The organism is Amnibacterium sp. (assembly GCF_051956055.1).
Taxonomy (GTDB): domain Bacteria; phylum Actinomycetota; class Actinomycetes; order Actinomycetales; family Microbacteriaceae; genus Amnibacterium.
Map to the genome: position 1 here is coordinate 20,195 of NZ_JBQCGC010000008.1, position 23,935 is coordinate 44,129.

25 protein-coding genes are annotated in these 23,935 nt (G+C 74.2%); 8 read left to right on the top strand and 17 right to left on the bottom strand.

Annotated features, from left to right (window positions below; all coding sequences use genetic code 11):
- Positions 1–41: 41 nt before the first annotated feature.
- Genes ACTHLI_RS01000 through ACTHLI_RS01010 form a run of 3 tightly spaced genes read right to left on the bottom strand, consistent with a single transcriptional unit; the run spans position 42 to position 4,865 of the window.
- The gene (locus ACTHLI_RS01000; RefSeq protein ID WP_440180849.1) at positions 42–1,781 is read right to left on the bottom strand and encodes a DEAD/DEAH box helicase; all 1,740 of its coding nucleotides are present in this window, start codon (positions 1,779–1,781) and stop codon (positions 42–44) included.
- A gap of 34 nt (positions 1,782–1,815) precedes the next feature.
- Complete coding sequence (locus ACTHLI_RS01005) at positions 1,816–2,835, bottom strand: TIGR03617 family F420-dependent LLM class oxidoreductase (RefSeq protein ID WP_440180851.1); 1,020 nt, start codon at positions 2,833–2,835, stop codon at positions 1,816–1,818.
- A gap of 26 nt (positions 2,836–2,861) precedes the next feature.
- On the bottom strand, positions 2,862–4,865 hold the full coding sequence (locus ACTHLI_RS01010; RefSeq protein ID WP_440180853.1) for an aldo/keto reductase: 2,004 nt from the start codon (positions 4,863–4,865) through the stop codon (positions 2,862–2,864).
- 115 nt (positions 4,866–4,980) lie between these two features.
- Here ACTHLI_RS01010 and lgt point away from each other — a divergent pair, with 115 nt between their 5' ends.
- Entirely contained in the window at positions 4,981–5,865 is an 885-nt protein-coding gene (lgt, locus tag ACTHLI_RS01015) for a prolipoprotein diacylglyceryl transferase (RefSeq protein WP_440180855.1), read from the top strand.
- Here the strand turns inward: lgt and ACTHLI_RS01020 are convergent.
- From ACTHLI_RS01020 to ACTHLI_RS01035, 4 genes are all read right to left on the bottom strand, one after another.
- A complete protein-coding gene (locus ACTHLI_RS01020; protein ID WP_440180856.1) occupies positions 5,859–6,155 on the bottom strand; it encodes a putative quinol monooxygenase in 297 nt (98 codons plus the stop codon). The genes lgt and ACTHLI_RS01020 overlap by 7 nt on opposite strands.
- A gap of 9 nt (positions 6,156–6,164) precedes the next feature.
- On the bottom strand, positions 6,165–6,617 hold the full coding sequence (locus ACTHLI_RS01025; protein WP_440180857.1) for a GNAT family N-acetyltransferase: 453 nt from the start codon (positions 6,615–6,617) through the stop codon (positions 6,165–6,167).
- 16 nt (positions 6,618–6,633) lie between these two features.
- A complete protein-coding gene (locus ACTHLI_RS01030; protein WP_440180859.1) occupies positions 6,634–7,248 on the bottom strand; it encodes a DnaJ family domain-containing protein in 615 nt (204 codons plus the stop codon).
- A 123-nt stretch (positions 7,249–7,371) separates the two neighbouring features.
- The gene (locus ACTHLI_RS01035) at positions 7,372–7,896 is read right to left on the bottom strand and encodes an Lrp/AsnC family transcriptional regulator (protein ID WP_440180861.1); all 525 of its coding nucleotides are present in this window, start codon (positions 7,894–7,896) and stop codon (positions 7,372–7,374) included.
- A gap of 74 nt (positions 7,897–7,970) precedes the next feature.
- Here ACTHLI_RS01035 and ald point away from each other — a divergent pair, with 74 nt between their 5' ends.
- Positions 7,971–9,065: an alanine dehydrogenase gene (ald, locus tag ACTHLI_RS01040; protein WP_440180862.1), complete on the top strand. Its 1,095-nt coding sequence runs from the start codon at positions 7,971–7,973 to the stop codon at positions 9,063–9,065.
- Positions 9,066–9,176: 111 nt separating this feature from the next.
- Complete coding sequence (locus ACTHLI_RS01045; protein ID WP_440180864.1) at positions 9,177–9,326, top strand: hypothetical protein; 150 nt, start codon at positions 9,177–9,179, stop codon at positions 9,324–9,326.
- Positions 9,327–9,330: 4 nt separating this feature from the next.
- On the opposite strand, the gene ACTHLI_RS01050 is transcribed toward ACTHLI_RS01045, so the two are convergent.
- Complete coding sequence (locus tag ACTHLI_RS01050) at positions 9,331–10,752, bottom strand: helix-turn-helix domain-containing protein (RefSeq protein WP_440180865.1); 1,422 nt, start codon at positions 10,750–10,752, stop codon at positions 9,331–9,333.
- Between the two features lie 114 nt (positions 10,753–10,866).
- On the opposite strand from ACTHLI_RS01050, the gene ACTHLI_RS01055 reads away from it, so the two are divergent.
- From ACTHLI_RS01055 to ACTHLI_RS01065, 3 genes are all read left to right on the top strand, one after another.
- The gene (locus tag ACTHLI_RS01055) at positions 10,867–12,705 is read left to right on the top strand and encodes a phosphoenolpyruvate carboxykinase (GTP) (RefSeq protein WP_440180867.1); all 1,839 of its coding nucleotides are present in this window, start codon (positions 10,867–10,869) and stop codon (positions 12,703–12,705) included.
- Entirely contained in the window at positions 12,702–13,538 is an 837-nt protein-coding gene (locus ACTHLI_RS01060; protein WP_440180868.1) for an alpha/beta fold hydrolase, read from the top strand. Before ACTHLI_RS01055 ends, ACTHLI_RS01060 begins: the two co-directional genes overlap by 4 nt.
- Before the next feature lie 111 nt (positions 13,539–13,649).
- On the top strand, positions 13,650–14,702 hold the full coding sequence (locus ACTHLI_RS01065) for an alpha-hydroxy acid oxidase (RefSeq protein ID WP_440180870.1): 1,053 nt from the start codon (positions 13,650–13,652) through the stop codon (positions 14,700–14,702).
- 13 nt (positions 14,703–14,715) lie between these two features.
- Here the strand turns inward: ACTHLI_RS01065 and ACTHLI_RS01070 are convergent, their stop codons facing one another.
- The 6 genes from ACTHLI_RS01070 to ACTHLI_RS01095 form a co-directional block, all read right to left on the bottom strand.
- Positions 14,716–14,970, bottom strand: coding sequence for a hypothetical protein (locus ACTHLI_RS01070; RefSeq protein WP_440180871.1), 255 nt, complete (start codon positions 14,968–14,970; stop codon positions 14,716–14,718).
- A gap of 164 nt (positions 14,971–15,134) precedes the next feature.
- Complete coding sequence (locus ACTHLI_RS01075; protein WP_440180873.1) at positions 15,135–16,433, bottom strand: ABC transporter permease; 1,299 nt, start codon at positions 16,431–16,433, stop codon at positions 15,135–15,137.
- A complete protein-coding gene (locus ACTHLI_RS01080) occupies positions 16,430–17,119 on the bottom strand; it encodes an ABC transporter ATP-binding protein (RefSeq protein WP_440180874.1) in 690 nt (229 codons plus the stop codon). Before ACTHLI_RS01080 ends, ACTHLI_RS01075 begins: the two co-directional genes overlap by 4 nt.
- Positions 17,120–17,235: 116 nt before the next feature.
- Complete coding sequence (locus ACTHLI_RS01085; protein WP_440180875.1) at positions 17,236–18,186, bottom strand: helix-turn-helix domain-containing protein; 951 nt, start codon at positions 18,184–18,186, stop codon at positions 17,236–17,238.
- A 150-nt stretch (positions 18,187–18,336) separates the two neighbouring features.
- Positions 18,337–19,215 carry a TolB family protein gene (locus tag ACTHLI_RS01090; protein WP_440180876.1) on the bottom strand — a complete coding sequence of 293 codons (879 nt, stop codon included), beginning with the start codon at positions 19,213–19,215 and terminating at the stop codon, positions 18,337–18,339.
- Between the two features lie 193 nt (positions 19,216–19,408).
- Positions 19,409–20,452, bottom strand: coding sequence for a YeiH family protein (locus ACTHLI_RS01095; RefSeq protein WP_440180878.1), 1,044 nt, complete (start codon positions 20,450–20,452; stop codon positions 19,409–19,411).
- Between the two features lie 70 nt (positions 20,453–20,522).
- Between ACTHLI_RS01095 and ACTHLI_RS01100 the strand changes: the two genes are divergently transcribed.
- Positions 20,523–21,464, top strand: a complete 942-nt coding sequence (locus ACTHLI_RS01100) for a LysR family transcriptional regulator (protein ID WP_440180879.1) — start codon at positions 20,523–20,525, stop codon at positions 21,462–21,464.
- Between the two features lie 68 nt (positions 21,465–21,532).
- Entirely contained in the window at positions 21,533–22,417 is an 885-nt protein-coding gene (locus ACTHLI_RS01105; RefSeq protein WP_440180880.1) for a rhodanese-like domain-containing protein, read from the top strand.
- On the opposite strand, the gene ACTHLI_RS01110 is transcribed toward ACTHLI_RS01105, so the two are convergent.
- The 3 genes from ACTHLI_RS01110 to ACTHLI_RS01120 form a co-directional block, all read right to left on the bottom strand.
- A complete protein-coding gene (locus tag ACTHLI_RS01110) occupies positions 22,365–23,069 on the bottom strand; it encodes a class I SAM-dependent methyltransferase (protein WP_440180881.1) in 705 nt (234 codons plus the stop codon). The genes ACTHLI_RS01105 and ACTHLI_RS01110 overlap by 53 nt on opposite strands.
- Position 23,070: 1 nt before the next feature.
- A complete protein-coding gene (locus ACTHLI_RS01115; RefSeq protein WP_440180883.1) occupies positions 23,071–23,445 on the bottom strand; it encodes a DsrE family protein in 375 nt (124 codons plus the stop codon).
- A 150-nt stretch (positions 23,446–23,595) separates the two neighbouring features.
- A partial coding sequence (locus ACTHLI_RS01120; protein WP_440180884.1) for a rhodanese-like domain-containing protein occupies positions 23,596–23,935 on the bottom strand: 340 nt, incomplete at its 5' end.

Genomic DNA, 23,935 nt, shown 5'->3' on the forward strand with positions numbered 1-23,935 from the left:
GGGGGCGCCCGGACCGGGCCAGAGCCGAAGGTCCCGCGCGGCTAGGGGCGCCGGGGCCGCTGGGGGCGGTCGCCCCCGCTGCGGCGGAGCGGTCCGCCGTCGTGCCGGAGCGCGATGAGCTTGCCGCTGATCCGCGTGCCCCGCAGCTTCTCGAGCGCATCGCCGGGCAGGTCGGCCGGGAGCTCGATCAGCGAGAAGTCCTGCCGGATGTCGATGCCGCCGAAGTCGTCGCGGGTGAGGCCGCCCTCGTTCGCGAGCGCCCCGATGATCTGCCTCGGCTCGACGCGCTGGCGCCGCCCGACCTCCAGGCGGTAGGTGGTGCGCGGACCGGACGCGGAGCGGCTGCGGCGCTCGGCGGTGCCGGGCCGGTCGGGGCGGTCGACGTCGAAGCGCTCGAAGCGCTGCGGTGCGCGGTCCTCGTCCGGGTCGAGCAGCATGGGCGTCTCGCCCTGCGCGACGACGGCGAGCGCCGCCGCGACGTCGGCCTCGGGCACGTCGTGGTGGTCGACGTAGTGGGCGATGATGTCGCGGAACCGGTCGATGCGATCCCGCTGCTCGAGCGCGGCGGTGATGCGGTCGTCGAACCGGCTGAGCCGGGTGGCGTTGACGTCCTCCGCCGTCGGCAGCTGCATCTGGGTCAGCGGCTGGTGCGTGGCGCGCTCGATGGCGGTGAGCATGCGCCGCTCGCGCGGGGTGACGAAGCTGATCGCGTCGCCCGCGCGGCCCGCGCGCCCCGTGCGGCCGATGCGGTGCACGTACGACTCGGTGTCGATCGGCAGGTCGAAGTTCACGACGTGGCTGATCCGCTCGACGTCGAGCCCGCGGGCCGCGACGTCCGTCGCGACGAGGATGTCGAGCTTCCCGTCGCGCAGCTGGTTCACGGTGCGCTCGCGCTGCGCCTGCGCGACGTCGCCGCTGATCGCCGCCGCCGCGTAGCCGCGGGCGCGCAGGCGCTCCGCGAGCGTCTCGGTCTCGTTCTTCGTGCGGACGAAGACGATGACGCCCTCGAAGTTCTCCACCTCGAGGATGCGGGTGAGCGCGTCGACCTTCTGCGGGTAGGCGACCACGAGGTACCGCTGCGTGATGGTGGAGGAGGTCGTCGTCCGCGTCGCGACGGTGATCTCCTCCGGGTCGTGGAGGTACTGCTGCGAGATCCGCCGGATCTGGGCGGGCATGGTGGCGGAGAAGAGCGCCACCTGCTTCGTGTCCGGGGTGTCGGCGAGGATCGTCGCGACGTCCTCCGCGAACCCCATCTTCAGCATCTCGTCGGCCTCGTCGAGCACGAGGTACTTCAGCTCGGAGAGGTCGAGGGTGCCCTTCTCCAGGTGGTCCATGATCCGGCCGGGGGTGCCGACCACGACGTGCACGCCGCGCCGGAGGGCGGACAGCTGCTGCCCGTAGCCCTGGCCGCCGTAGACCGGCAGCACGTGGATGCCCTTGCGGTGCGCGGCGTAGCGCTCGAACGCCTCGCACACCTGCAGCGCCAGCTCCCGGGTCGGGGCGAGCACGAGCGCCTGCGGCGTCGACTGGTCGAGGTCGAGGCGGGAGAGGATCGGCAGCGCGAACGCGGCCGTCTTGCCGGTGCCGGTCTGGGCGCGGCCCACGACGTCGCGGCCGGCGAGCAGGCTCGGGATCGTGGCCGCCTGGATCGCGGAGGGGGTCTCGTAGCCGACGTCCTTCAGGGCCTTGAGCACGGGGGCGGAGAGGCCGAGGTCGTCGAAGGAGGGCACGGCGGGAGCGAGGTCGCCCTCCTCCTGCGCCTCCACATCAGGAGCGGGCATCCCGTGATCCTACCGGCGTCCCGCTCCCCCGAGGTCAGGAGGCGCGGAGGCCGGCCAGGAGCGCGGCGGTCGTCTCCGGCGCGATCGGGTAGCTCGCGCTGAAGGACAACCGGGTCACCAGACCCCCGAAGCGGCGGCGGAGCTCCGCCGCGACCTCGGCGCCGGTGCCGACCGCGGCGAATGCCTCGAGCACCTCGTCGGGGACGAGGTCCGGCATGGTGTCCCACTCGCCGCGCCGGGACGCGGCGTGGAGGCGGTCGTGCAGGTCGTCCCAGCCGTGCGCGGCGAGCACCGGCAGGTAGGCCGGCGTGCTGCCGTAGAAGGCGATCTGCGCGCGCGTCGCCCTGACCGCCTGCTCGAGCGCCGCGTCGTCGTCGCCGACCGCGATGAGCGCCGGCAGCGCGACCCCGACCTCGCCGACCTCCCGTCCCGCCGCCTCCGCACCGCGCCGGAGGGCGGGGAGGCTCACCTCCGCGAGGTAGTGCGCGGTCGTGAAGCTGTGCGCGTGGAGCCCGTCCCCCACCTGCCCGGCGACCTCGGTCATGCGCTCCCCCACCGCAGCGATCCAGATCGGCGGGAGGCCGACCTCGAGGCTCGGCGGGCTGAAGAACGGCGTCATGAGGGTGTGCGAGTAGAACTCGCCCTGGAAGCGCAGCGGTGCACCGGTCTGCCAGGTCGCCCAGATGGCCCGCACCGCCCGGACGAACTCCGCCATCCGCGGGGCCGGGTGGGACCACGGCATCGAGAACCGGCGCTCGATGTGCGGCCGCACCTGCGAGCCCAGGCCCAGGAGGAAGCGGCCGCCCGAGATCCCCTGCAGATCGAACGCGGACTGGGCAACCGTCATCGGATTGCGCGCGAAGGCCACCGCGATGGTCGAGAGCAGCTCGACGCGGCTCGTCGCACGGGCCGCGAGCGCGAGCGAGAGGAACGGGTCGTGCCGCGTCTCGGAGGCGCCAACCCCGTCGAAGCCCTCGGCCTCGGCCTCGGCGGCGCGCGCGGCGAGCGCGATGGCGTCCAGTCCGGGGTCGCCCCCGAGGTCGATGCGGAACATGCTGCGATGCCTCCCGAGCCCGAAGGCTATGCCGTCCGCTCGCCCCGCAGGTCGAGCCAGGCGACCTCGGCCGGGGTCAGCTCGATCGACAGCCCCTGCATGGACGACCGGGCCTCCCCGATCGTGCGCGGCCCGAACAGCGGGAAGGTCGGGAACGGCTGCGCGAGCACGAAGGCGAGCGCGACGGCCGTGGCCGGGACACCGCGCTCGGCACCCAGCTGCTGCGCGCGGCGCTGCCGCTCGAAGTTGGCGTCGCTGTAGTAGCAGCGGACGAGCTCCTGATCGCTCGTGTCGCCGGGCGCGGCCCGGGCGAAGAACCCCCGCGCCTGGCTGGACCACGGCAGCAGCGGCACCCGGCGCTGCTCGAGCCAGGCCTTCGACACCGGATCGGTCACGTGCCGGCAGCCCGCCCAGGGCACGTCGTACGCCTCCGCGAGCCCGAAGTGGTTCGACAGCACCGCGAGCTCGGTGCGGCCGTTCGCGCGGGCGTAGGCGTTGGCCTCGTCGAACCGGTCGAGCGCCCAGTTCGACACCCCGGCGACCCGGATGCGGCCCGCGCGCACGTGCTCGTCGAGCACGTCGACGAACTCCCCGACGGGCACGTCGAGGTTGTCGCGGTGCATCAGGTAGATGTCCGCGTACCCGGTGCCCTGCCGGTCGAGGCTCTCCAGCAGCTGACGGCTGAGGGACTCGGGGTCGCAGAACGGGGTGTGGGCGCCCTTGGTGATGACGACCACGTCCTCCCGGACCCCCCGGTTCGCGATCCACCGGCCGAGCCGCCGCTCGTGGGCGCCGCCCCCGTAGAGCCACGCCGTGTCGAACGCGGTGCCGCCCTGCTCGACGAAGTGGTCGAAGAGCGCGGAGGCATGCGCGAGGTCCGGCTGGTTGTCGACGCCGAGCACGAGCCGGGACATCCGCTTGCCCACGCCGGGGATCTCGCCGTAGCGCATGGGGGCGTCCGACCGGCGCGACAGCGGGCGGCCGGAGACGGTCGGGATGTCGGCCTCCTCCGCCTCGAACGGGTACCGGACGCCGACCGCCGCTCGCCACCGATCGAGGGTGCGCGCGGTCGCGAGGCTGTCCTCGAGCGTGAAGCCCGGCGCCTCCACCGCCCCCGCGCGGAGCGCCTCGATGGTCGCGTCCGCCTCCAGCGCGTACGGAGACACCCCCGGGAACGGCGTCGACACGGGCGGCTCGTCCGTCACGGCGAGCTCGAGCACCGGCAGGCCGTCGATCGTCCAGGGCACGGGCAGGTGGATGCGGCCCCGGGACCCGATCACCGTGACACCGTGCCGGTCCTCCACGCGGACACCGCAGGTGAGCGTCGCGGTGATGCCGCCCGGGTAGGCGAGCCGGGCCACCGCCCACTCGTCGACCCCGGTCGGGCCGACGGTGCCGGCGCCCTGCACCTCGAGGGGCTCGGCGACCGCGACACCCGTGGCCGCGGCGACCACCGCCGCCGCCATGGTGACGGGGTAGCAGCCGACGTCGAGGATCCCCCCGCCCGCGGTGGCCTGCTCGAAGAGCCGGCCCTCCCGCGGATCCGCGCGGAACGCGAAGGCCGCGTCGACGTGCTGCACCTCGCCGATCACCCCGCGCCGGATCAGGTCCGTCATGGCCGCGGTCTGCGGGTGGAACCGGTGCACATAGGCCTCGACGAGCGGGAGGCCTGCTTCGCGCGCGGCGTCCGCCAGCACCATCGCGGTGCCGTGGTTCACGGCGAGGGGCTTCTCGCAGAGCACCGCCTTGCCCGCGGCGAGCGCCGCGAGCACGAGCCGGGCGTGCCCGGGATGGACGGTCGCCACGTAGACCGCGTCGACGCGCGGATCGGCGAGCGCCTCCTCGTAGCCGCCGGCGGTGACACCGGCGAAGCCCAGCCCCTCCGCCTCCGCGGCGAACGCCGCAGCCCGGGCCGGGTCGCTGCTGCCGACCGCGACCAGCGCGCCGCTGCTCGCCGGCAGCTCGGCGAGGAACCGCCGCGCGATCGCTCCCGGGCCGAGCACGGCCCATCCCGCTCGATCGATCGACATCCGCGTCCTCCGACTCCGCCGTGAGCGCTGACGGGCGATCACGACCGTACGCGGTCGCGCGGTCACCGGCGACGTGTCAATGCGGAGTGCACGAAGAGAGGGCACACTGGTGCCGATGCCCGTCCGCTTCAGCATTCCCAGTCCGCCGCTGTCCTGGTCGTCGTTCCAGGTCGGGCCGCTGACCGTGCACACCTACGCGCTCTGCATCCTCACGGGGATCGTCGCCGCGGTGATCATCACCGACCGCAGGCTCCGCGCCAGGGGCGCCCCCAGCGGGCTCGCGATCGACGCCGCGATCTGGGCCGTGCCGATGGGGATCGTCGTCGCCCGGCTCTACCACGTGGTGACCCACCCGGGCGACTACTTCGCCGCGGGCGACAACCTCTGGAACGTGTTCGCGATCTGGGACGGCGGGAACGCGATCTACGGCGCCGAGATCGGCGGTGCCGTCGGCATCCTCATCGCCTGCCATCGCGCAGGGTTCCGGTTCCTCGGCTTCGCGGACGCGCTCGCGCCCGCGCTGCTCGTCGCGCAGGCCATCGGCCGGTTCGGCAACTACTTCAACCACGAGCTGTTCGGGGTGCCGACCACGCTGCCGTGGGGGCTGCAGATCGAGGCCACGAACCCCAAGTTCCCGCCGGGCCTGCCGCCGGGCACGCTGTTCACGCCCCTGTTCCTGTACGAGCAGATCTGGGACGTGCTCGGGGCGATCCTCATCGTGGTGCTCGGACGCCGGGGCGTGCTCCGGCTGGGCGAGTCGATCGCGTCCTACTTCATCTGGTACGGCATCGGCCGCGCCTACCTGGAGTCGATCCGCATCGATCCGACGAGCGGCGGCTTCCTGGGCATCCCCGACAACGAGTGGGCGTCGTTCGTGCTCATCGCGATCGGCCTGACGCTCTTCGTCGTGCTCCGCCTCCGCCCACCCCGGCCACTCCAGGCGCGGGACGAGTCGGTGGCGAAGGAGCCGGTCGAGCCCGTCGCCTCCGAGGCTCAGTAGGTCGTCAGCGTCCGGTAGCGCGTGAGCACCGGCTTCGACGCGAGCAGCGCACCGAGGTTCGACGCCCCCTCCGGGGTGTCCCGCCAGGCACGGTAGGCGTCGTCGCGCTCGACCGAGGCCCAGTGCTCGACCACCAGGATGTGGGCCGGGTCCGCGTCGTCGACGAGGACCTCGATCCCCTCGTTGCCCGGGAAGGCGCGGGTGTCGCGGAGAATCGCGCCGAGCGCCTCCTCCGCGCCGGCGACGGCCTCGTCCTTCAGGTGCAGCTCGAGCGTTGCGGTGACAGCCATGCGGGAAGGTTAGGGCTCCTTCCGGAGCGTCACCTCGTAGTGGACGAAGCCGGTCGCGTCGGCGACGCGGTCGTACAGGAGCCGCGCGGTCGCGTTGTCCTCCCGGGTGAGCCAGTAGACCTTGGCCGCACCCGCCTCGGTCGCCCGATCCCGGACGTGCCCGATGAGCGCGCGCCCGATGCCGCCGCTCCGCGCGTCCGGCGCGACGAAGAGGTCCTCGAGGTAGCAGTACGGGGCGGTGCTCCACGTGGCCGGGTGGAGGAGCCAGTGCACCAGCCCGACGGCGCGTCCCGCGGCGTCGCGCGCGAGCGCCCCGTGCAGCTCCCGGTCCTCGACGAGCCGGTCGAAGGTCCGCTCGGTCACCTCGGTGGGCACGGCCGACTCGTAGAAGTCGAGGTACGCCTGCCAGAGCGGCAGCCAGTCCGTGTGGTCCGCGGCGGTGAGGGGCGCGATGGTCGGCACCGATCGACCGTAGCGGTCAGGCCCGTCGGCGGCGCTCCCGGCGGCGCTCCCGCCAGGTCATGGCCGCCAGCCGGGCACGCTCCTGCTCCCTGGCCTCCTCAGCGGCCCGCAGCCGGGCGGCGCGCGCCGCCTCCGCGCGGACCCGCCATGCGGCGACCTGCGCGTCGACGTCCTTCGGCCGGGTGATGACCGGCGGACCGCCGAGGAGCTGGAGGCGCGCCTGCCGCACCCGGCGGTTGAAGTCCTCGAGCACCGCCCGGACCTGCGCCTCGGTGTGCAGGGCGTCGAGCCGCTCCTCGAGGGCGGCGTCCTCCGCGCGCAGGGTGAGCGCGGGCGGCCCGAGGCCGGTGAGCTGCTCGCGCTCGATCTTCCTCCGGATCCACCAGTCGGGATCCTGGCGGCCACCGAGCCCCGTGAGCGGCTTGCCCCGGCCGGGCAGGTCGTCGAAGTCGCCGCGGCGCATCGCCTGCTGGATCGCGATCTCGACCGCCATCGCGCGCTCGTCCGAGGACACCTGCCCCCGGTCGACGGGCTCGTCATCCTCGTCGGGACGCAGCTCGGGCGGCAGCGCCTGCTCGGCCGCGTACCGCGCGGCCGAGAGCCGCGAATCGTCCGGTCGTCGCTTCGTCATCGGTGCCCCGCCTCCACGCTAACCGCCTCCCCTGCGGGGGCCGTGCGCGGCTGATGGGGCGGAGCGCGCCGCCCCGTCAGCCGCGGCGGGCCCCCGCAGCAGGAGGACGTGCGGCGGCCCGGGTCAGTCGAAGGACGCCGCGACGCCGTTGCGGTAGTAGTCGAACACGATGCTCGTGCGGGTGGAGGCGACGGTGGGCTTGGAGGAGAGGTGATCCACGACGAAGGCGCGCAGCGCGCTGGAGTCGGGCACCGCCACGTGCACGATGAAGTCGTCGACCCCGCCCAGGAAGAACACCTGGAGCACCGGCGGCAGCCCGCGGATCTCGCTCGCGAAGTCGGTGATGCTCGCCTGCCTGGCGCCGGGCCGGAGCCCGACGTGGACGAGGGCCTGCAGCCCGCGTCCGAGCCGGCGGTGGTCGACGCTCGTCACGAAGCCGGTGATGATGCCGCGGTCCCGGAGGGAGCGCAGCCGCACGTGGGCGGTCGACGGGGCGACGCCGACCGCGGCGGCGAGCTCGGCGTTCGACAGCCGCGCGTCGTCGCGCAGCACCGCGAGGATCCGCAGATCGAGCTCGTCGACGCCGTCCGGGAGCCGAAGGTCCTTCGCGCCGGCCCGCTTCACGGGTTCCCGGATCGACGGTTCCATCCCCGGAGCCTACCGACCACCGAAGATGCTTCGAGGATCTAGCGCTGCAGCCGACCGATCTCCAGACTCGACCCATGCGCGTCGGGGTGCCCACGGAGATCAAGAACAACGAGAACCGGGTGGCCATCACCCCGGCCGGAGTGCACTCGCTCGCGGGACGCGGGCACGAGGTGCTCGTCCAGGCGGGCGCAGGCACCGGGTCGCGCATCCTGGACGAGGACTACGCGGCGGCGGGCGCCACGATCGTCCCCGACGCGGACGCCGTCTGGGGCGCCGCGGACCTGCTCGTCAAGGTCAAGGAGCCGATCGCCGAGGAGTACCGCCACCTCCGGGAGGACCAGGCGCTGTTCGCCTACCTGCACCTCGCCGCGGACCGGCCGCTGACCGAGGCGCTGCTCGCCGCCAGGACCACGGCGATCGCGTACGAGACGGTGCAGCTGCCCGACCGGAGCCTGCCCCTGCTCTCCCCGATGAGCGAGGTCGCCGGCCGGCTCTCCATCCAGGTCGGCGGCTACCACCTCATGCGCGCCGCGGGTGGCCGCGGCGTGCTGCTCGGCGGCGTGCCCGGCACCCCGAAGGCCAGGGTCGTGGTGATCGGCGGCGGGGTCGCCGGGGAGCACGCCGCCGCCAACGCGCTCGGGATGGGCGCCGACGTGACCGTGATCGACGTCTCCATCCCGCGCCTCCGGGCACTCGAGATCCAGTTCGGCGGACGCGTCCAGACCCGGGCGTCGTCGCCGTACGAGATCGCCGCGCAGCTCGCCGACGCCGACCTCGTGATCGGCTCCGTCCTCATCCCCGGCGCCGCAGCACCCAAGCTCGTCACCGACGCGATGGTCGCCGGCATGAAGCCCGGGAGCGTCCTCGTCGACATCGCGATCGACCAGGGCGGCTGCTTCGAGGGATCGCACCCGACCACGCACGACGAGCCCACCTTCGCGGTGCACGACTCGGTCTACTACTGCGTCGCGAACATGCCGGGCGCCGTGCCCGAGACCTCCACGCGGGCGCTCACGAACGCGACGCTCCCCTACCTGCTCGCGATCGCGGACGGCGGGGTCGACGCCTCCGTGGCCGCATCCCCGGCCCTCGCGGCGGGGTTGAACACGCGCGCGGGCGAGGTGACGAACTCGGGCGTCGCGGCGGCCCTCGGGCTCCAGGCGGCCTGATCACCCCACAGCACCGGGATCCGTGAAGTCCGGCCGATCTTCACGCACCCGGATCGTTCCGGAGGCGGTGCGGCGGCGGCACGGTGGGAGCACCACGATCAAGGAGGCTCCATGACGCCCGCCGCCCCTGCCGCTCGGCTCACCACCGTCGATCCGCAGCCGCCGTGCCCCGAGTGCTCGGTCGCGATGGCGCCCGTCGGCCGCGGACGCCACCTCTACTGGACCTGCGGGTACTGCGCCACGACGATGCCGAGGCGCTGACCGCTCAGCGCGCGGCGTGCGCGTCGAGGAACCGGTAGACCTCGGCGTCGTCCACGCCAGGGAAGGTGCCCGTCGGCAGCGGCGACAGGATGTGCGCGTGGAGCTTCGCGCTCGGCCACACCCTCCCCCGCCAGTGCTGCTCGAGCGCCGTCTCCTCCGGGCTCCTGCCGTCCGCGGGCCGCGCGTCGACCCGGCCGGCGGTGTCCCGGCCGCGGAACCACTTCGAGTCCGCGAACCGCACGCCGACGGTGATCGAGAACTCCTCCGTCGTCGAGGTGCCCGTCTGCGTGGAGCACCAGTAGGTGCCGGCCGAGGTGTCGGTGAACTGGTAGAACTCGGGCGTCCGGTTGGTCCGTTCGAACGCGGCGCGGGCCGCCCAGGCGGCATGCACGTACTGCCCCTCCACCGAGCCGGAGACGTCGACCGGCAACGGCAGCCCGTCGTTCTCGTAGGCCTTGAGGATCGCGCCGTCGTCCCGCACCCGGAGGAAGTGCAGCGGGAACCCGAGGTGCACCGTCGCGAGGTTCATGAGCCGCAGCGCCGCGGCCTCGTGCGTCACACCGAAGGCGTCGCGGAAGTCCTCGATCGCCAGATCGCTGCGCTGCTTGGCCGCCTGCAGGAACTTCACGCTCGCCGCCTCCGGCATCAGGCAGGCGGCGGCGAAGTAGTTGATCTCGAGGCGCTGGCGCAGGAACTCGGCGTAGTCGACCGGCTCGCGATGACCGAGCACGCGGTGCGCCATCGCCTGCAGCGCGAGCGCCCGGAGCCCGTGGCCGCCCGGGATCGACGCCGGCGGGAGGTAGATGCGGTGGTTCTCGAGGTCGGTGACCGATCGCGTCGAGTGCGGCAGGTCGTTCACGTGGATGATCGTGAAGCCGAGGTGGCGCGCCATCTGGTCGACGGTGTGGTGCATCAGCGCGCCGCCGGTGTGGCCGACCGCGGCGCACAGCTCCGCGGCGGCCCGCTCGAACTCGGGCAGGTGGTGGTCGCGCGAGCCGAGCCAGAGCCGCAGCTCGGTGTTCGCGCGGCGGGCCTCCTCCGGTGTCGCGATCGCCTCCTCCGCGCGGCGGCGGAGCTCGCGGTGCAGCCCGACGAGCGACTCGAGGACGTCCTCGGGCAGCGTGCGGCTCGAGGGCAGCACCGGCAGCCGCAGGGCGGCGTAGAGCGGCTCCCGCTGGTGGTGCTGCAGCTCCACCTCGAGCGCGGTCCTCGCGTCCGGCGCCTCCGCCGAGAGCAGGTCCTGCACGCTCGTCCCGAGCGCCTCGGCCAGGGAGGAGAGCTGCGAGAGCCGCGGTTCCCGCCGCCCGTTCTCGAACATCGACAGCTGGCTCGGGGTGATGCCCACCCGGCCGCCGAGCTCGTCGAGGGTGAGCCGGGCCGCACGCCGCTTGGCGCGGAGGTGCCGGCCGACGAGCAAGGGGTCCATCAGTTCCTCATTCCGTGAAGATGCGGCGATCTTCACGAGCCTATGGCGGATCGGCTCGGCTGGGCCAGCGCGAACATGGTCACGTCGCCGCACCCCGACCCCTCGGAGATCACGATGACCACCGCTTCGATCGCCCCCGCCCGCCGACCGGACGTCCCCGCGCCGAGGTTCGCGGGGCGGCGGGCGCTCGAACGGTGGGTCGCCGATCTGGCCACGCTGACGGCGCCGGACCGGGTCGTGTGGTGCGACGGATCGGAGGCGGAGCGGCGCCGGATCGTCGACGGGATGGTGGCGACCGGCGCCCTCCTGCCCCTGGACCCGGAGCGCCGCCCGGACAGCTACCTCGCGCGCAGCGACCCGGACGACGTGGCGCGGGTCGAGGACCGGACGTTCATCTGCGCCGAGCGGCAGGAGGACGCCGGACCGACGAACAACTGGCGGGCTCCGGCCGCGATGCGCGCCGAGCTCGACCTGCGGTTCGCGGGAGCGATGCGCGGGCGCACGATGTACGTCGTCCCGTTCTCGATGGGCGCCGTCGGCGGCCCACTCTCCCAGCTGGGCGTCCAGGTCACCGACTCCCCCTACGTCGTGCTGTCGATGCGGATCATGACGAGGATGGGCGCGGCGGCGCTCGCCGCGATCGGGCACGACACGCCGTGGGTGCCTGCGGCCCACACGCTCGGGGCGCCGCTCACCGAGGGCGAGGACGACGTGCCGTGGCCGTCGAACGCGGTGAAGATCATCGCCCACTTCCCGGAGACGAGGGAGATCTGGTCGTTCGGCTCCGGCTACGGCGGCAACGCGCTGCTCGCCAAGAAGTGCTTCGCGCTGCGGATCGCCTCGGTGATGGCCCGCGACGAGGGCTGGCTCGCCGAGCACATGCTCATCATCCGGCTGACCGCGCCGACCGGCCGGGTGTTCCACCTCGCCGCCGCCTTCCCGTCCGCCTGCGGCAAGACGAACTTCGCGATGCTCACCCCGAGCCGGCCCGGCTGGACGGTCGAGACCATCGGCGACGACATCGCCTGGCTGCGGCCCGGACCGGATGGCCGCCTGCGGGCCATCAACCCGGAGGCGGGCTTCTTCGGCGTCGCGCCGGGTACCGGCGAGACGACGAACCCGGCGGCGATGGCGACCATGCGCTCGAACACGATCTTCACCAATGTCGCGCTGACGGCCGACGGCGACGTGTGGTGGGAGGGCATGACGGAGGAGCCGCCCGAGGGGCTCACCGACTGGCGCGGTGAGCCGTGGGAGCCGGGGAGCGGCAGACCGGCCGCGCATCCGAACGCCCGCTTCACCTCGCCCGCCGACCAGTGCCCGACCATCGCGGACGACTGGGACTCCCCCGGCGGCGTGCCGAGCGACGCGCTCGTGTTCGGCGGCCGCCGCGCGACGAACGTGCCGCTCGTGACCGAGGCGGTGGACTGGACCGACGGCGTCTTCATGGGCGCCACGATCGCGAGCGAGCAGACGGCGGCGGCGGAGGGGCCGGTCGGCCGGCTGCGCTTCGACCCGTTCGCGATGCTGCCGTTCTGCGGGTACGACATGGCGGACCACTGGCGGCACTGGCTCGACGTCGGGCGCGGGCTCGATCGCGCGCCGCGGATCTTCCGGGTGAACTGGTTCCGCAGAGGCGAAGACGGCCGCTTCCTCTGGCCGGGCTTCGGCGACAACATCCGCGTCCTCGACTGGATGATCGCCCGGCTCACCGGCGAGGTGGACGCGGCACGCACCCCGATCGGCCTCCTGCCCTTCCGGCACGACCTCGACCTCGAGGGCGCGGACGTCGCGCCGGACGACGTCCGCGAGCTGCTGTCGGTCGACGCCGCAGGCTGGCGGCGCGAGTGCGATGCGATCGAGGACCTCTTCGCGCGCTTCGACGGCCGGGTGCCCACCGCGCTCGCCGGGCGCCTCGCCGTGCTGCGCCGCCGGCTGGACGAGTACCGGTGAGCGCGCCGCCGTCGTACCGGGAGCCGCCGCGGCCCCAGTACGTCATCGCGGAGGACGACACCGCGCTCGCGACGTACGACGTCGGCGACCTGACCGCGCCCGTGGTGGTGCTCGTGCACGGCTTCGCCTCCTCCGCGGACGGGAACTGGTTCGCGACGGGTTGGGTGCGGGAGCTCGTCAGGGCCGGGTACCGCGTGATCGCGTTCGACCAGCGCGGGCACGGCGCGAGCGACAAGCCGCACGAGCCGTGGGCGTACTCGATGGAGCACCTCGTCACGGACCTCGAGACGGTGCTCGACACGTACCTCCTCGACGAGGTGCAGCTCGTGGGGTACTCGCTCGGCGCGCGCGTCGGCTGGCACGCGAGCCGACGCGCCGAGCACCGCATCCTCCGGGCGGTGCTCGGCGGCATCCCCGACGGCCGACCGCTCCGGCGGGTCCGGGTGCCGGAGGCGGAGGCGTTCCTCGCGCACGGCGTCCCCGTGCAGGACCGCATCACGCAGGCGTACCTCGACCTCGCCGCCCGCACGCCCGGCAACGACCTGCGCGCCCTCATCGCGCTGGTCGGCGGGGTGCAGCAGGGGCTCCAACCGGATCCCGCCGAGCCGCCGCAGCAGCCGACGCTGTTCGCGACCGGGAGCGACGACGGGATCCTGGAGGCCTCCCGGCGACTCGCGGCCGCGACCCCGAACGGCGAGCTGTTCGTCATCCCCGGCCGCAACCACTTCACCGCCCCCACGGCACGCGCGTTCCGGGACCGGGCGATCGCGTTCCTCGACGGCGACGCGGAACGCGCTGCCGCAGGCGAGGTGCGGCTGCAGCGGGTCTCGTAGCCGGGCCCGCCCGGCGCGATCAGGCTGCCGGGTCGCCGATCGCGGGAGGCGCGCGGGCGGCGGCGGCGCGATGGGGACGGCCTAGGGTGGCGATGCCACGGAAGGACCGGATTGGATCTCGTCGACCTGGAGCGCCGCGCCGCCGCCGCGCTCGAACCGCACGTGTACGACTACATCCGGGCGACCTCCGGTGGCCCGGATGTGCTCGCGCAGCAGATCGCCGCCTGGGAGGCGATCCGGCTCCGGCCGAGGGTGCTCACGGGCGCCGGTGCTCCGGCGGCCGGTACGACCGTGCTCGGCACGCCGGTCGCCTCCCCGGTGCTCGTCGCGCCGATGGCGCAGCAGATCGACGTGCACCCCGACGGGGAGCGCGCCACCGCGCGCGGCACCGCCGCGGCAGGCGCCCTGCTCGGTGTCTCGACCAACACGGCCGTGCCGTTCGCCGACATCGCGGCCGAGGGCGCGCCGTGGTGGTTCCAGCTCTACGTCATGCGGGAACGTGCGGTCTCGGCCGCGCTCCTCCGGCGCGCTGCGGACGCCGGCGCCTCGGCCGTCCTGCTCACCGTCGACATCACCCGGCTGCGGCATCCCCGGCCGGGCTCCGGCGTCTCCGTCGAACCGACCGAGTGGACCGACGGGAGGACGGGCCGGCGGCTCTCGAACCTCACCGACGACGAACGCCGTGCGATCGCGGGCGACGGCGGCCGGACCGACCGCTCCCTCGGCGTCGGCGCGATCGAGTGGATCCGCGACGTGTGCGGGCTGCCCGTGGTGGTGAAGGGCGTGCTGCGCGGGGACGACGCCGTGCGCGTGGTGGACGCGGGCGCCGCGGGCGTGGTCGTGTCCACGCACGGCGGCCGCGGGCTGTCGAGCAGCGTCGGCAGCGCGACCGCGCTCCCGGAGGTGGTCGCCGCGGTGGGGCACCGCGCCGAGGTCTACGCCGACTCCGGCGTCCGCTCCGGGGCGCACGTCGCGGCGGCGCTCGCGCTCGGCGCCCGTGCGGTGTTCGTCGGCCGCCCGGCCATGTGGGGCCTCGCCGTGGACGGCGCCGCCGGCGTCGAGGCCGTGCTCCGGGAGCTCCGGGAGGAGCTGCTCGGCGCGATGGACCTGCTCGGGGTCGACCGGGTCGACGCGCTCGCCCGGGACCTCGTCCACCTCCCCTGACGGAGGTTCCGGGTCACTCCCGCTGGGCGGGTTCGTCCCACTCGTTGAACGCGGGGTGGCCCGTCAGGCGCTCGAAGGCGCCCGCGTACCAGCGTGAGGCATGCCGTGGGACCGCGTAGCTGATCGAGCGGTCGTGCAGCTCGCAGGCGATGCCGAGCTCCAGATAGATGCGCTTCGCGTCGCTCACGAGGTGCAGCCGGTCCTCGTACACGATGCCCACGTCGCGGTGCTCGGGCCGCGCACCGGTCACGAGGTCGGCGATGTTCACGGCTCTCAGATCCTCCGGTCGGGCGCGCTCGGGCGGCACGACGGGCGCGACGTCGCGCCGGCCCGGTCGCCAGCAGCGGGAGGGCGTCCCTCCGACGCCTTCCCCCTCCAGTGTCACCGCCCGCGCCTGTGCGGCAGCGGCGAGCCGCCGCACCGGGTGTGCGCTCACTCGTACCTGAGCGCCTCGATCGGGTCCTGCTTCGCCGCGCGCCGAGCGGGCAGGGTGCCCGCGACGAAGCTGATGGCCATCACAACGAGCACGATCACGGCGACCGTCGCCGGCGTGAACCGGAGGATCTGCAGGCCAGGCAGGTCGGACAGCAGCGTGGCGCCGAGCCGGTCGCTCACGAACGAGCCGATGCCGATCGCCACCGCCGCCCCGATCGCGCTGCCGAGGAAGCCGATGAACACGGCCTCGAGGCTGAACAGCGCGAAGACCCTCCCTGCGCCCATCCCCATCGCCTTCATCAGGCCGATCTCGCGCGTGCGCTCCTGCACGCTCATCAGCAGGGTGTTCACGATGCCGAACCCGGCCGCGAGCAGGGCGATGAGGGCGAACGCGTCGAGCACGCCCACGATGCCGTCGATCACGGTGAGGAGGCTGCCGAGCTGGTCGGCGATCGTGCGCCCGGTGTAGCCCGCATCGGTGAGCCGGTGCTGCACGGCGCTGATCTGCGCCGGGGTGGACCCCGCCGCGACCGTGACGGTCGCGCTGCCGTACGCGGTGGGGACGGAGGAGGGGGTCCCGGTGCGCTGCGCCGTCGTGAGCGCCTGGCGCAGGGCGTCGTTCGCGGTCGCGCCGCTCGTGAACAGCGTCGCGTTCTGCACGCCGACGACCGTCGCGGTCACGGTGTGCATGACGCCCGCGTAGTCCTGGATCCCGATCGTGACAGAACTGCCGACCGCCGCGGTGGCGCTGCCGAGCCCGAGGTTGTGGAGGTAGGTGGTGGGCAACAGGATCTGCCTGGCGGAGGTCGACTGGTCGAGCTGGGCGCCGGCGGCGAGGTCGGCGTTCGAGACGATCGTCGGGTTGAAGGACACCTGCCACTTGCCGTGGCCGGCGGAGATCCAGCTCGCCCGCAGCGCGACGGCGGGGGTGACGGAGCGGATGCCGTCGATGCCCCGGATGCGGTCGATGTCCGACCCGGTGAGCTCGGCGACCGTGGTGCCGGGGGCGCCCTGCCTGCCGCCCTGCGATGTGGAGGTCACGGTGCTCGGGTCGTACTTCGCGGGGCCGGACCCCGTCGCGGTCTGCGCGCTCTGCGTCTTCGTGACCGTGAGCGAGTCGCTCGACCCGATGGCGGACACCTGCGTCGTGATGTAGTCCGAGACGCCGGTGCCGACGGCCGAGGTGAGCGTGAGGGTGAAGGCGCCGATGAAGATGGCGACGACGGTCAACGCGGTGCGGAGCTTGCTCCTGAACGTGTTGCGGACCGCGGCGCGGAGCAGATCGAGGGTCCTCATGCGACGGCCGCCTCGGCGAGGACGAGGCCGTCCCGCATGACCACGTTCCGCTCGCAGCGTGCCGCGAGGTCGGCGTCGTGGGTGACGACGACCAGGGTGATGCCCTGCTCCCGGTGGAGCCCGAACAGCATCCGCTCGACCTCCTCCCCCGTCGCGGTGTCGAGGTTGCCGGTCGGTTCGTCGGCGAAGATCACCGACGGCTCGTTCACGAGCGCACGGGCGATGACGACGCGCTGCTTCTGGCCGCCGGACAGGTCGGTGGCGCGGTTGCGCGCCTTGTCCGCCAGTCCGAGCTGGTCGAGCGCCTCCAGACCCCGCCGGCGACGCTCACCGCCGGGCGTCCCGGCGATCTGCAGCGGCAGCACGACGTTGTCGAGGACGCTCGCCTTCGGGTCGAGGAAGAACTGCTGGAACACGAAGCCGAACTCCTTGTTGCGCAGCCGGTTGAGATCGCGCGCCCGCAGCTCCGCGGCGGGGGTGCCCTTGACGAGCACCGTGCCGGAGGTGGGCCGGTCCAGCAGCGCGAGCAGGTGCATCAGCGTCGACTTGCCGGAGCCGCTCTTGCCCACCACGGCGAGGCTCTCCCCCGCCTCGACCGCGACGGACACCCCTCGCAGCGCGTCGAATCGGTCCACGCCCTTCCCGTAGGTGCGCACGAGCGAACGTGCCTCCAGTACGACCGCCACGGCATCTCCCTGCTCCGGCGCGACCCGACGTCGGCGCTCCACGCAGCCTGGCCGCCGGGTGGACCGCGCACGTCCTCCCCCGGTGGTGTCCTCGGGTACCGCGGCCGGAGTAGCGGTCAGCCCTCCTGGTCGTCGACGATGCTCACCCGGAGCGCGCGGTACTCCGCGGGCGACATGCCCTGCTGGAGCCGGAAGGCCCGCTGGAACGTCTCCGTGGACCGGAACCCGAGGCTGCTCGCCAGCTCGGCGGCGGTCGCGTTCCGCACCCGGAGGACGGCGGCGGCCTCCTCGACGCGGCGACGGCGGATGCGCTGGGCGGCGGTCTCCGGCAGCGGCTCGAACAGCTGGTGCAGCCGGCGGATGCTCACCCCGAAGCGCGCGGCGAGCGATCCGGGACTCAGCGCGCGGTCGGCGAGGTGCCGCTCGATGTGGTCGAGCACGTCGGCGCGGAGGCGAGCGCTGCCGTCGGTGCGCGCCGGCCGTCTCGTCAGCTCCTCCGCGAGCAGCCCCTGCTCGAGCGCGACGACGGCGGCGTCGAGGTGTGCGGCGGATGCGCGCGGCAGCGCGAGATCGTCGGTGAGCAGATCCTTCGCGAGCCGCAGGAACGCGCGGGTCACCGCCGAGGGGCGGAGCAGGGCGAGCGGAGGCTGGTACACCTCGCGCAGCGCCGGCGGCAGCAGCTCCTCCGCCACGGTCGCGCGGAAGGACCGCGTCCAGGTCGGGCAGCGGTACCCGTACGGCGTGCCGATGCGGAGCAGGAAGAGGTCGCCGGCGACGACCGAGCACTGCTCCGCCGCCCTCGTGACGACCCCGCGCCCGTCGAGGAGCACGTGGACGAGCAGGTCGTCCCTGGGCATCCTGGCGATCTCCTCCTCCCCGCGCTGCACCGCGTACGGCGTCGCCGTCACGCCCTCGATCACGACCGACGGGAGGGTGCGCCGCACGACGCGGGCCGAGAACGCGCCGGGCCCGATGGCGCGGAACGTGGCCCCGGGCCAGAGCTGCTGCAGCTCGTCGGCTCGCCCGAACGTCCACTGCTGCAGCTCGACCGCCTCGCTGGACGCCACGTCGCCTCCCGGGTTGCGGCGCACTGTACTCGCGGTGGATCCGCACGGCACGGCACGGGCGCTGCTCCGCGCACTCGTGCCCTGCTCGGCGACATCCGCCCGCCGGCGCCGGAGGGCGGATGTCGCTCAGGAGCGCACGAGGCGCCGAGCTCAGTCGGCGATCGGGTAGGACACGTACGCGAACCGCCGGGAGTCGGGCGCCCAGCTGTTCACGTTGATCGTGCCCTGGCCGCCCGGCAGCCCGAACCGCTCCTTCGGCGTCGTCCAGTCCGCGGCGTCGACGACGACGAGGGCCACCTGGCGGTCCGCGGGATGCCCCTCCGTGCCGGCGGGGAACTCGAGGTACATCCCTCGCGTGCCGTCCGGCGAGAGGTGCGGGAACCAGTCGACGGTGGTGCTCACGACCAGCCGCTCGACCTCGCCGCCGCCCTCCGGCACGCGGGCGAGCTGGGCGTGCCCGGGCTGCGTGGCCCAGCGCTCGGTGTTGAAGTAGAGCCACGCGCCGTCCGGCGACCACTCGGGCCCGTCGATGTGCCCCGCTCCCGTATCGACGAGGGTGGACGCGCCCCCGCCCGCCGGGACGACCGCGAGGCGACCCGGCTCGGCGAAGGACGTCATCCGGACGTAGGCGAGCCGGGAGCCGTCCGGGGAGACGCCGTGCAGGAAGTGCCACACGCCGTCGTCGGAGGTGACCCGGGTGGCATCCCCACCGGCGATCGCCGCGCGGTGGATGTGGCCGTCCGCCGCGGAGAGGAAGACGTGCTCCCCGTCCGGGTCGAGCACGTGGTCGTTGTTGATCGGGGGCAGCCCACGGTGCTCGATCCGCACGGGCTCGGCGCCGGCGCGGGGTTCGAGCGACCACAGGACACCGGCGCCGTTCAGAAGCAGGACGTCGCCCGAGAGGGCCCAGTTCGGCGCCTCGAAGAGCACGTCGGTGCTCTCGTGGACGACGACGTCCTCCCCGGTCTCGACGTCGTGGACATGGATGCGCGCCACCTGCCCGGGCGCGAGCTCGCGGAAGTCAGCCATCGGGCCCAGTGTGCCGCGCGGTCCCTGGCCGAACGCGGCGGAGCCCCGCGCCTCCGCTCCCGCCCGCTCGCGCCCCGCTCATGCGCCGCTCATGCCCCGCTCGTGCCCCGCCAAGCGACATCCGCCCTCCGGCGCCGCAGGACACCAGTCGCTCAGCGGGGCACGAGGGCCGCAGCGCCTCCGGAGGTGGGGCTCAGAGGGTGCCCGTGAGCGCCTGGAGGCCCAGGCTCGATGCGCTGACCACGACCCAGAGGAGGCCGCCGAGCGCGAGCGGACGCCAGCCCGCGCGCCTGAGCGCCGGGAGGTCCGTGGAGAGACCGATCGCCGACAGCGCGACGGCGATGAGGAAGGTCGAGACGGCGGCGAACCCGGGCTGCGCCGCGGTCGGGATCAGCCCGACCGTCCGCACGAGTGCCGCCACGACGAACCCGACGAGGAACCACGGCACGAGCCGGACGACGTCGAGCACGCTCCGCCGCCGTGCCTCCCCCGCTCCGGCGGCGGTCTCCCGGCGGCGCACGAGCGCCGCGAGCCCGAGCGTGATCGGGATGATCGCGAGCGTGCGGACGAGCTTCACGACGACCGCGTGGTTCGCGGCGGCGTGCCCGTAGGTCGTGGCGGCGGCGACGACGGAGGAGGTGTCGTTGACCGCCGTTCCGGCGAAGAGCCCGAAGGACGCCTGGCTCATTCCGAGCAGGTGGCCGACGATCGGGAAGAGGATCACCGCCACGACGTTGAACAGGAAGATCGTGCTCACCGCGTAGGCCACGTCGGCCGCGGCCGCGCCGATCACCGGTGCGGTCGCCGCGATGGCGGAGGCCCCGCAGATGCCGGTGCCGACACCGATGAGGGTCGTCGTGTCACCCGGGGTGCCCAGCAGCCGGCCGAGCAGCACCGCGGCGATCAGGCAGATGACGAGGGTGCCGAGCATGACCGGCAGCGCCTCCGCGCCGACCCGCACGGCCTGCCCGAGGGACAGCTGGGTCCCGAGCAGCACGACCGACGCCTGCAGCACCCGCTTGGACGCGAATCCGAGACCCGGTGCGAGCCGGCCGCGCGTCTTCAGGAACGCACCGATCACCGCGCCCAGGACGATCCCCGGCACCGCGCTGCCCACGAGCGGGACGACGCGGCCGATGAGGGTGCCGATCACCGCGAGGAGCACCGCGAGGCCGAGCCCAGGGGCGACCTTCCTGGCGAACGCGATCGGGCGGGCGGGCGCGGAGACGGTCGACACGGGTACCACCCTCGCCGACCCGCCTCCACGCGGGAACGAAGCCGCCGCTGCGGGGGTACAAGATGACGTTGTGGCCACTCCCTCCATCGACGCGCTGCGCGCACTCGTGGAGGTCGCGCGGACCGGCAGCATCGCCGCAGCGGCACGCGCGCTCGGGGTGACGCAGCAGGCCGTCTCCGCGCGCATCCGCACCGCGGAGCGCGACATCGGGACGCCCGTGCTGCTCAGGACCGCCACCGGATCGACGCTCACCGAGCCCGGCGCGCTGCTCGCCGACTGGGCGCGCGACGTGCTCGACGCGATGGACCGGCTCGACGTCGGGGTCCGGACGCTCGCGCACGAGCGGCCGTCCCGGCTGCGGATCGCCGCGAGCCAGACCGTCGCGGAGAGCCTGCTGCCCCGCTGGCTCGTCGCGCTGCGCCGCGAGGAGGAGCGCACGGGTGCACCGGTCACCGTCGCCGAGCTCGTGACGGAGAACAGCACCGGGGTCGTCGACCGAGTCCGCCGGGGCGACGCGGAGCTCGGGTTCATCGAGACCCCGCAGCTGCCCGACGGGTTGCGACTCGACCGCATCGGCACGGACGAGCTGGTCCTCGTGGTCGCCCCGGGGCACGCGTGGGCGAGGCGAGACGAACCCGTCACGCTCGGCGAGCTCGCCGCGACGCCGCTCGTGGTCCGCGAGCGCGGCAGCGGCACCCGGGAGGCGCTCGATCGTCTGCTCGAGGCGGAGCCCGCCGCCGTCGCCGCCCCGGTGACGGAGCTCGGGACGACGGCTGCGGTCCGCTCGGCCGTCGCCGCGGGCATCGCGCCGGCCGTGCTGAGCAGGCTCGTCGTCCGCGACGACCTGGTGCTGGGCCGCCTGGTCGCCGTGCCGATCGCCGGGGAGCCGCTGCGCAGGCCGCTCACCGCCGTCCGGCGGCGCGAGGGCCCGTCGCGCGCTGCGGCGCGGCTCGTCCGGATCGCATCGGCCGAGCGGGAGGGACCCGGGCAGGCCCGTCCGCGGGCGGGCTGAGGGGCAGGAGGCGTGCGCTCCGATACCCCCGCACGTATCGTGACCCCGAGCGGGAGGCGACCGGGACGATGACGACACGGCGGGCTTATGACGAGGTGAGCGCGGACGAGGCGCAGGCGCTGCTCGAGCACGGCGCGGTGCTGGTCGACGTGCGGACGAGGTGGGAGTGGGACACCGGGCACGTCCCCGGCGCGGTGCACGTGCCGCTCGAGCGCGTGCGGCGGTCGCACGCGATCCCCCGCGACGCCCAGGTCGTCACGATCTGCCGATCGGGGCACCGCTCCGCGCTCGCGGCGCGCTGGCTCGCACGTCGCGGCGCCCGCGTCGTCTCGGTCAGGGGCGGCCTGCCCGCCTGGGTCGCGGCCGGCCACGAGGTCACCGCGCCGCGAGTCCGCAGCGCCGCGTCGTCCGACGGCGGGCCGCCGGCGTTCATCGCTCCGCCTCGGCCGATCCCGATCGCGTTCCGGCTCCCCCTCCGGATCGTGCGCCGCCAGACGGGCATGGACGTGCTGCCTGCCCGCCTGCTGACCTGGTACCCGCGGGCCGCGGTCGGTGCGGCGGCCCTCGAGTCGACGGCGGCCCGCCCCGTCGGGCGGGTGGACGCGCGCATGCTGAAGCTGGTGCGGATGACCGTCTCGTTCACCGCGAGCTGCCCGTTCTGCATCGGGCTCAACGGGGAGGGCTGGGAGGCGCTGATCTCGGAGGAGGAGCTCGCCGCTGTGCAGGGCCTCCTGGACCTCGCACAGGTGTCGAGCCTCGACGACCGCGAGCGGCTCGCGATCCGTTACGCCCGCGCGATCTCGGCGACGCCGATCGAGGTCGACACGGCGCTCGGCACGGCCGTCGCGGCGGCGTTCACGGAGCGGGAGGCGGTCGCGCTCGCCGCGACCGCGGCGCAGGTCAACTACTGGGCCCGGCTGATCCAGGGGCTGGGCGCTCCCGCACCGGGCTGATCGGCGCCCCGGGACGCCGGGCGACCCCGGACACGTGGGCGATCGGCGGGAGGAGCGGGCCGGGGACGAGGGTCCAGCGCTGCAGGTCGGCGAGCGAGAAGCCCGCCTGCTCGATCGCGCCCACGGTGTCGCGGTCGAGGTGACAACCGCCCGCGAACCACGACCAGACCGGCGTCACCACGCGCTCGAACCGCGCCTGCACCGGCGTCCGCGAGCGCACGTGCTCGAAGAAGGCGAGCCGACCGTCCGGACGCAGCACCCGCGCGATCTCGGCGAGCGCGGCCGGTACGTCGGGGACCGTGCAGAGCACGAGGCTGCACACCACCCAGTCGACGCTGGCGTCCGGCAGCGGGAGCCGCTCGGCGAGGCCGTCGACCACGGCGATCGGCACGGCCGCCCTCTCGGCAGCGTCGCACGCCATCGCGCGGAGCACCGGGTCGGGCTCGACCGCCGTCACGGCGCGGACCGTTTCCGGGTAGTGGGCGAAGGTCGCGCCCGCTCCCGCACCGACCTCGAGCACATCGCCGGCCACCTGCCCGAGCAGCTCCTCGCGCCGCGAGACCGCCCCGTGCGCATCGGCCGCGGCGCCCACGCGCAGCAGCCCGGCGCGGAAGACCGCGCCTCGCCACCGCTCGAGCACCGGCGCGCGCATGTCAGTACCGGAGGTAGGCCGCACCGCCGAGCTGCGCGGTCACCAGGTACGCGCCCGCTGAGGGGACGGTCCCGATGCCCTCGGCGAGCCGGTCCGGTTCCACCCCGGCCCTGGCCATGCTGTTGCGGCACGCGAGGACCGCGACCGAGGCGGAGGTCGCCTCGCGCAGCTCCGCCTCGAGCCGGCCGCCGTCGACGAGCTCGGTGACGAGCCGCCCCTGCACGACGATCTCGATGCGCACGTCGGCGGCCAGCTCCGCGGGCGCCTGACGCGCCACGCGCAGCGCGGTCTCGAGCGAGCCGACGTCCTCGCCGTTCGCATGGATCACGGCGATCCGCGCCCCGCCGTCCGTCGCTTCCGTCCGTCCCGTCGCCACCCTGGGAGGATACCCCCGGGAGTACGACGGATCCCGGTTCGAGTGCCGACAGGAGCACCGTGCGGCCGAGCTCGAGAAGCTGTTCCTGGTGCTGGCCTGATACCGGAGGCGTGGACGGCCCGGGCCGCAGGGCCCCGGCCGTCCCCGCGTTCAGGCCGGCTGGCGCTCGGCGGACCGGCTCGACGTGCCGTCGACCCAGGTGAGGTAGCCGCCGTCGAGGTTGCGGACGTCGAAGCCGTGCTGCGCCAGGAGGCGGGCGGCGGTGTGGCCCCGCTGGCCGACCTGGCAGTGCACCACGAGCGGCCCGGACGGCAGCTCCTCGAGCCGGGCGCGCAGCTCGTCGAGCGGCACGTTGCGCGAACCGGGGATCCCGCCACGCGCGTGCTCCGCCGGTGACCGGACGTCGATCAGCGTGGCCCCCTCGGCCAGCGCGGCGTCGAGCGCGTGCCACTGCACCGCCCGGGTCGCGCCGCTCGCGAGGTTCTCCGCC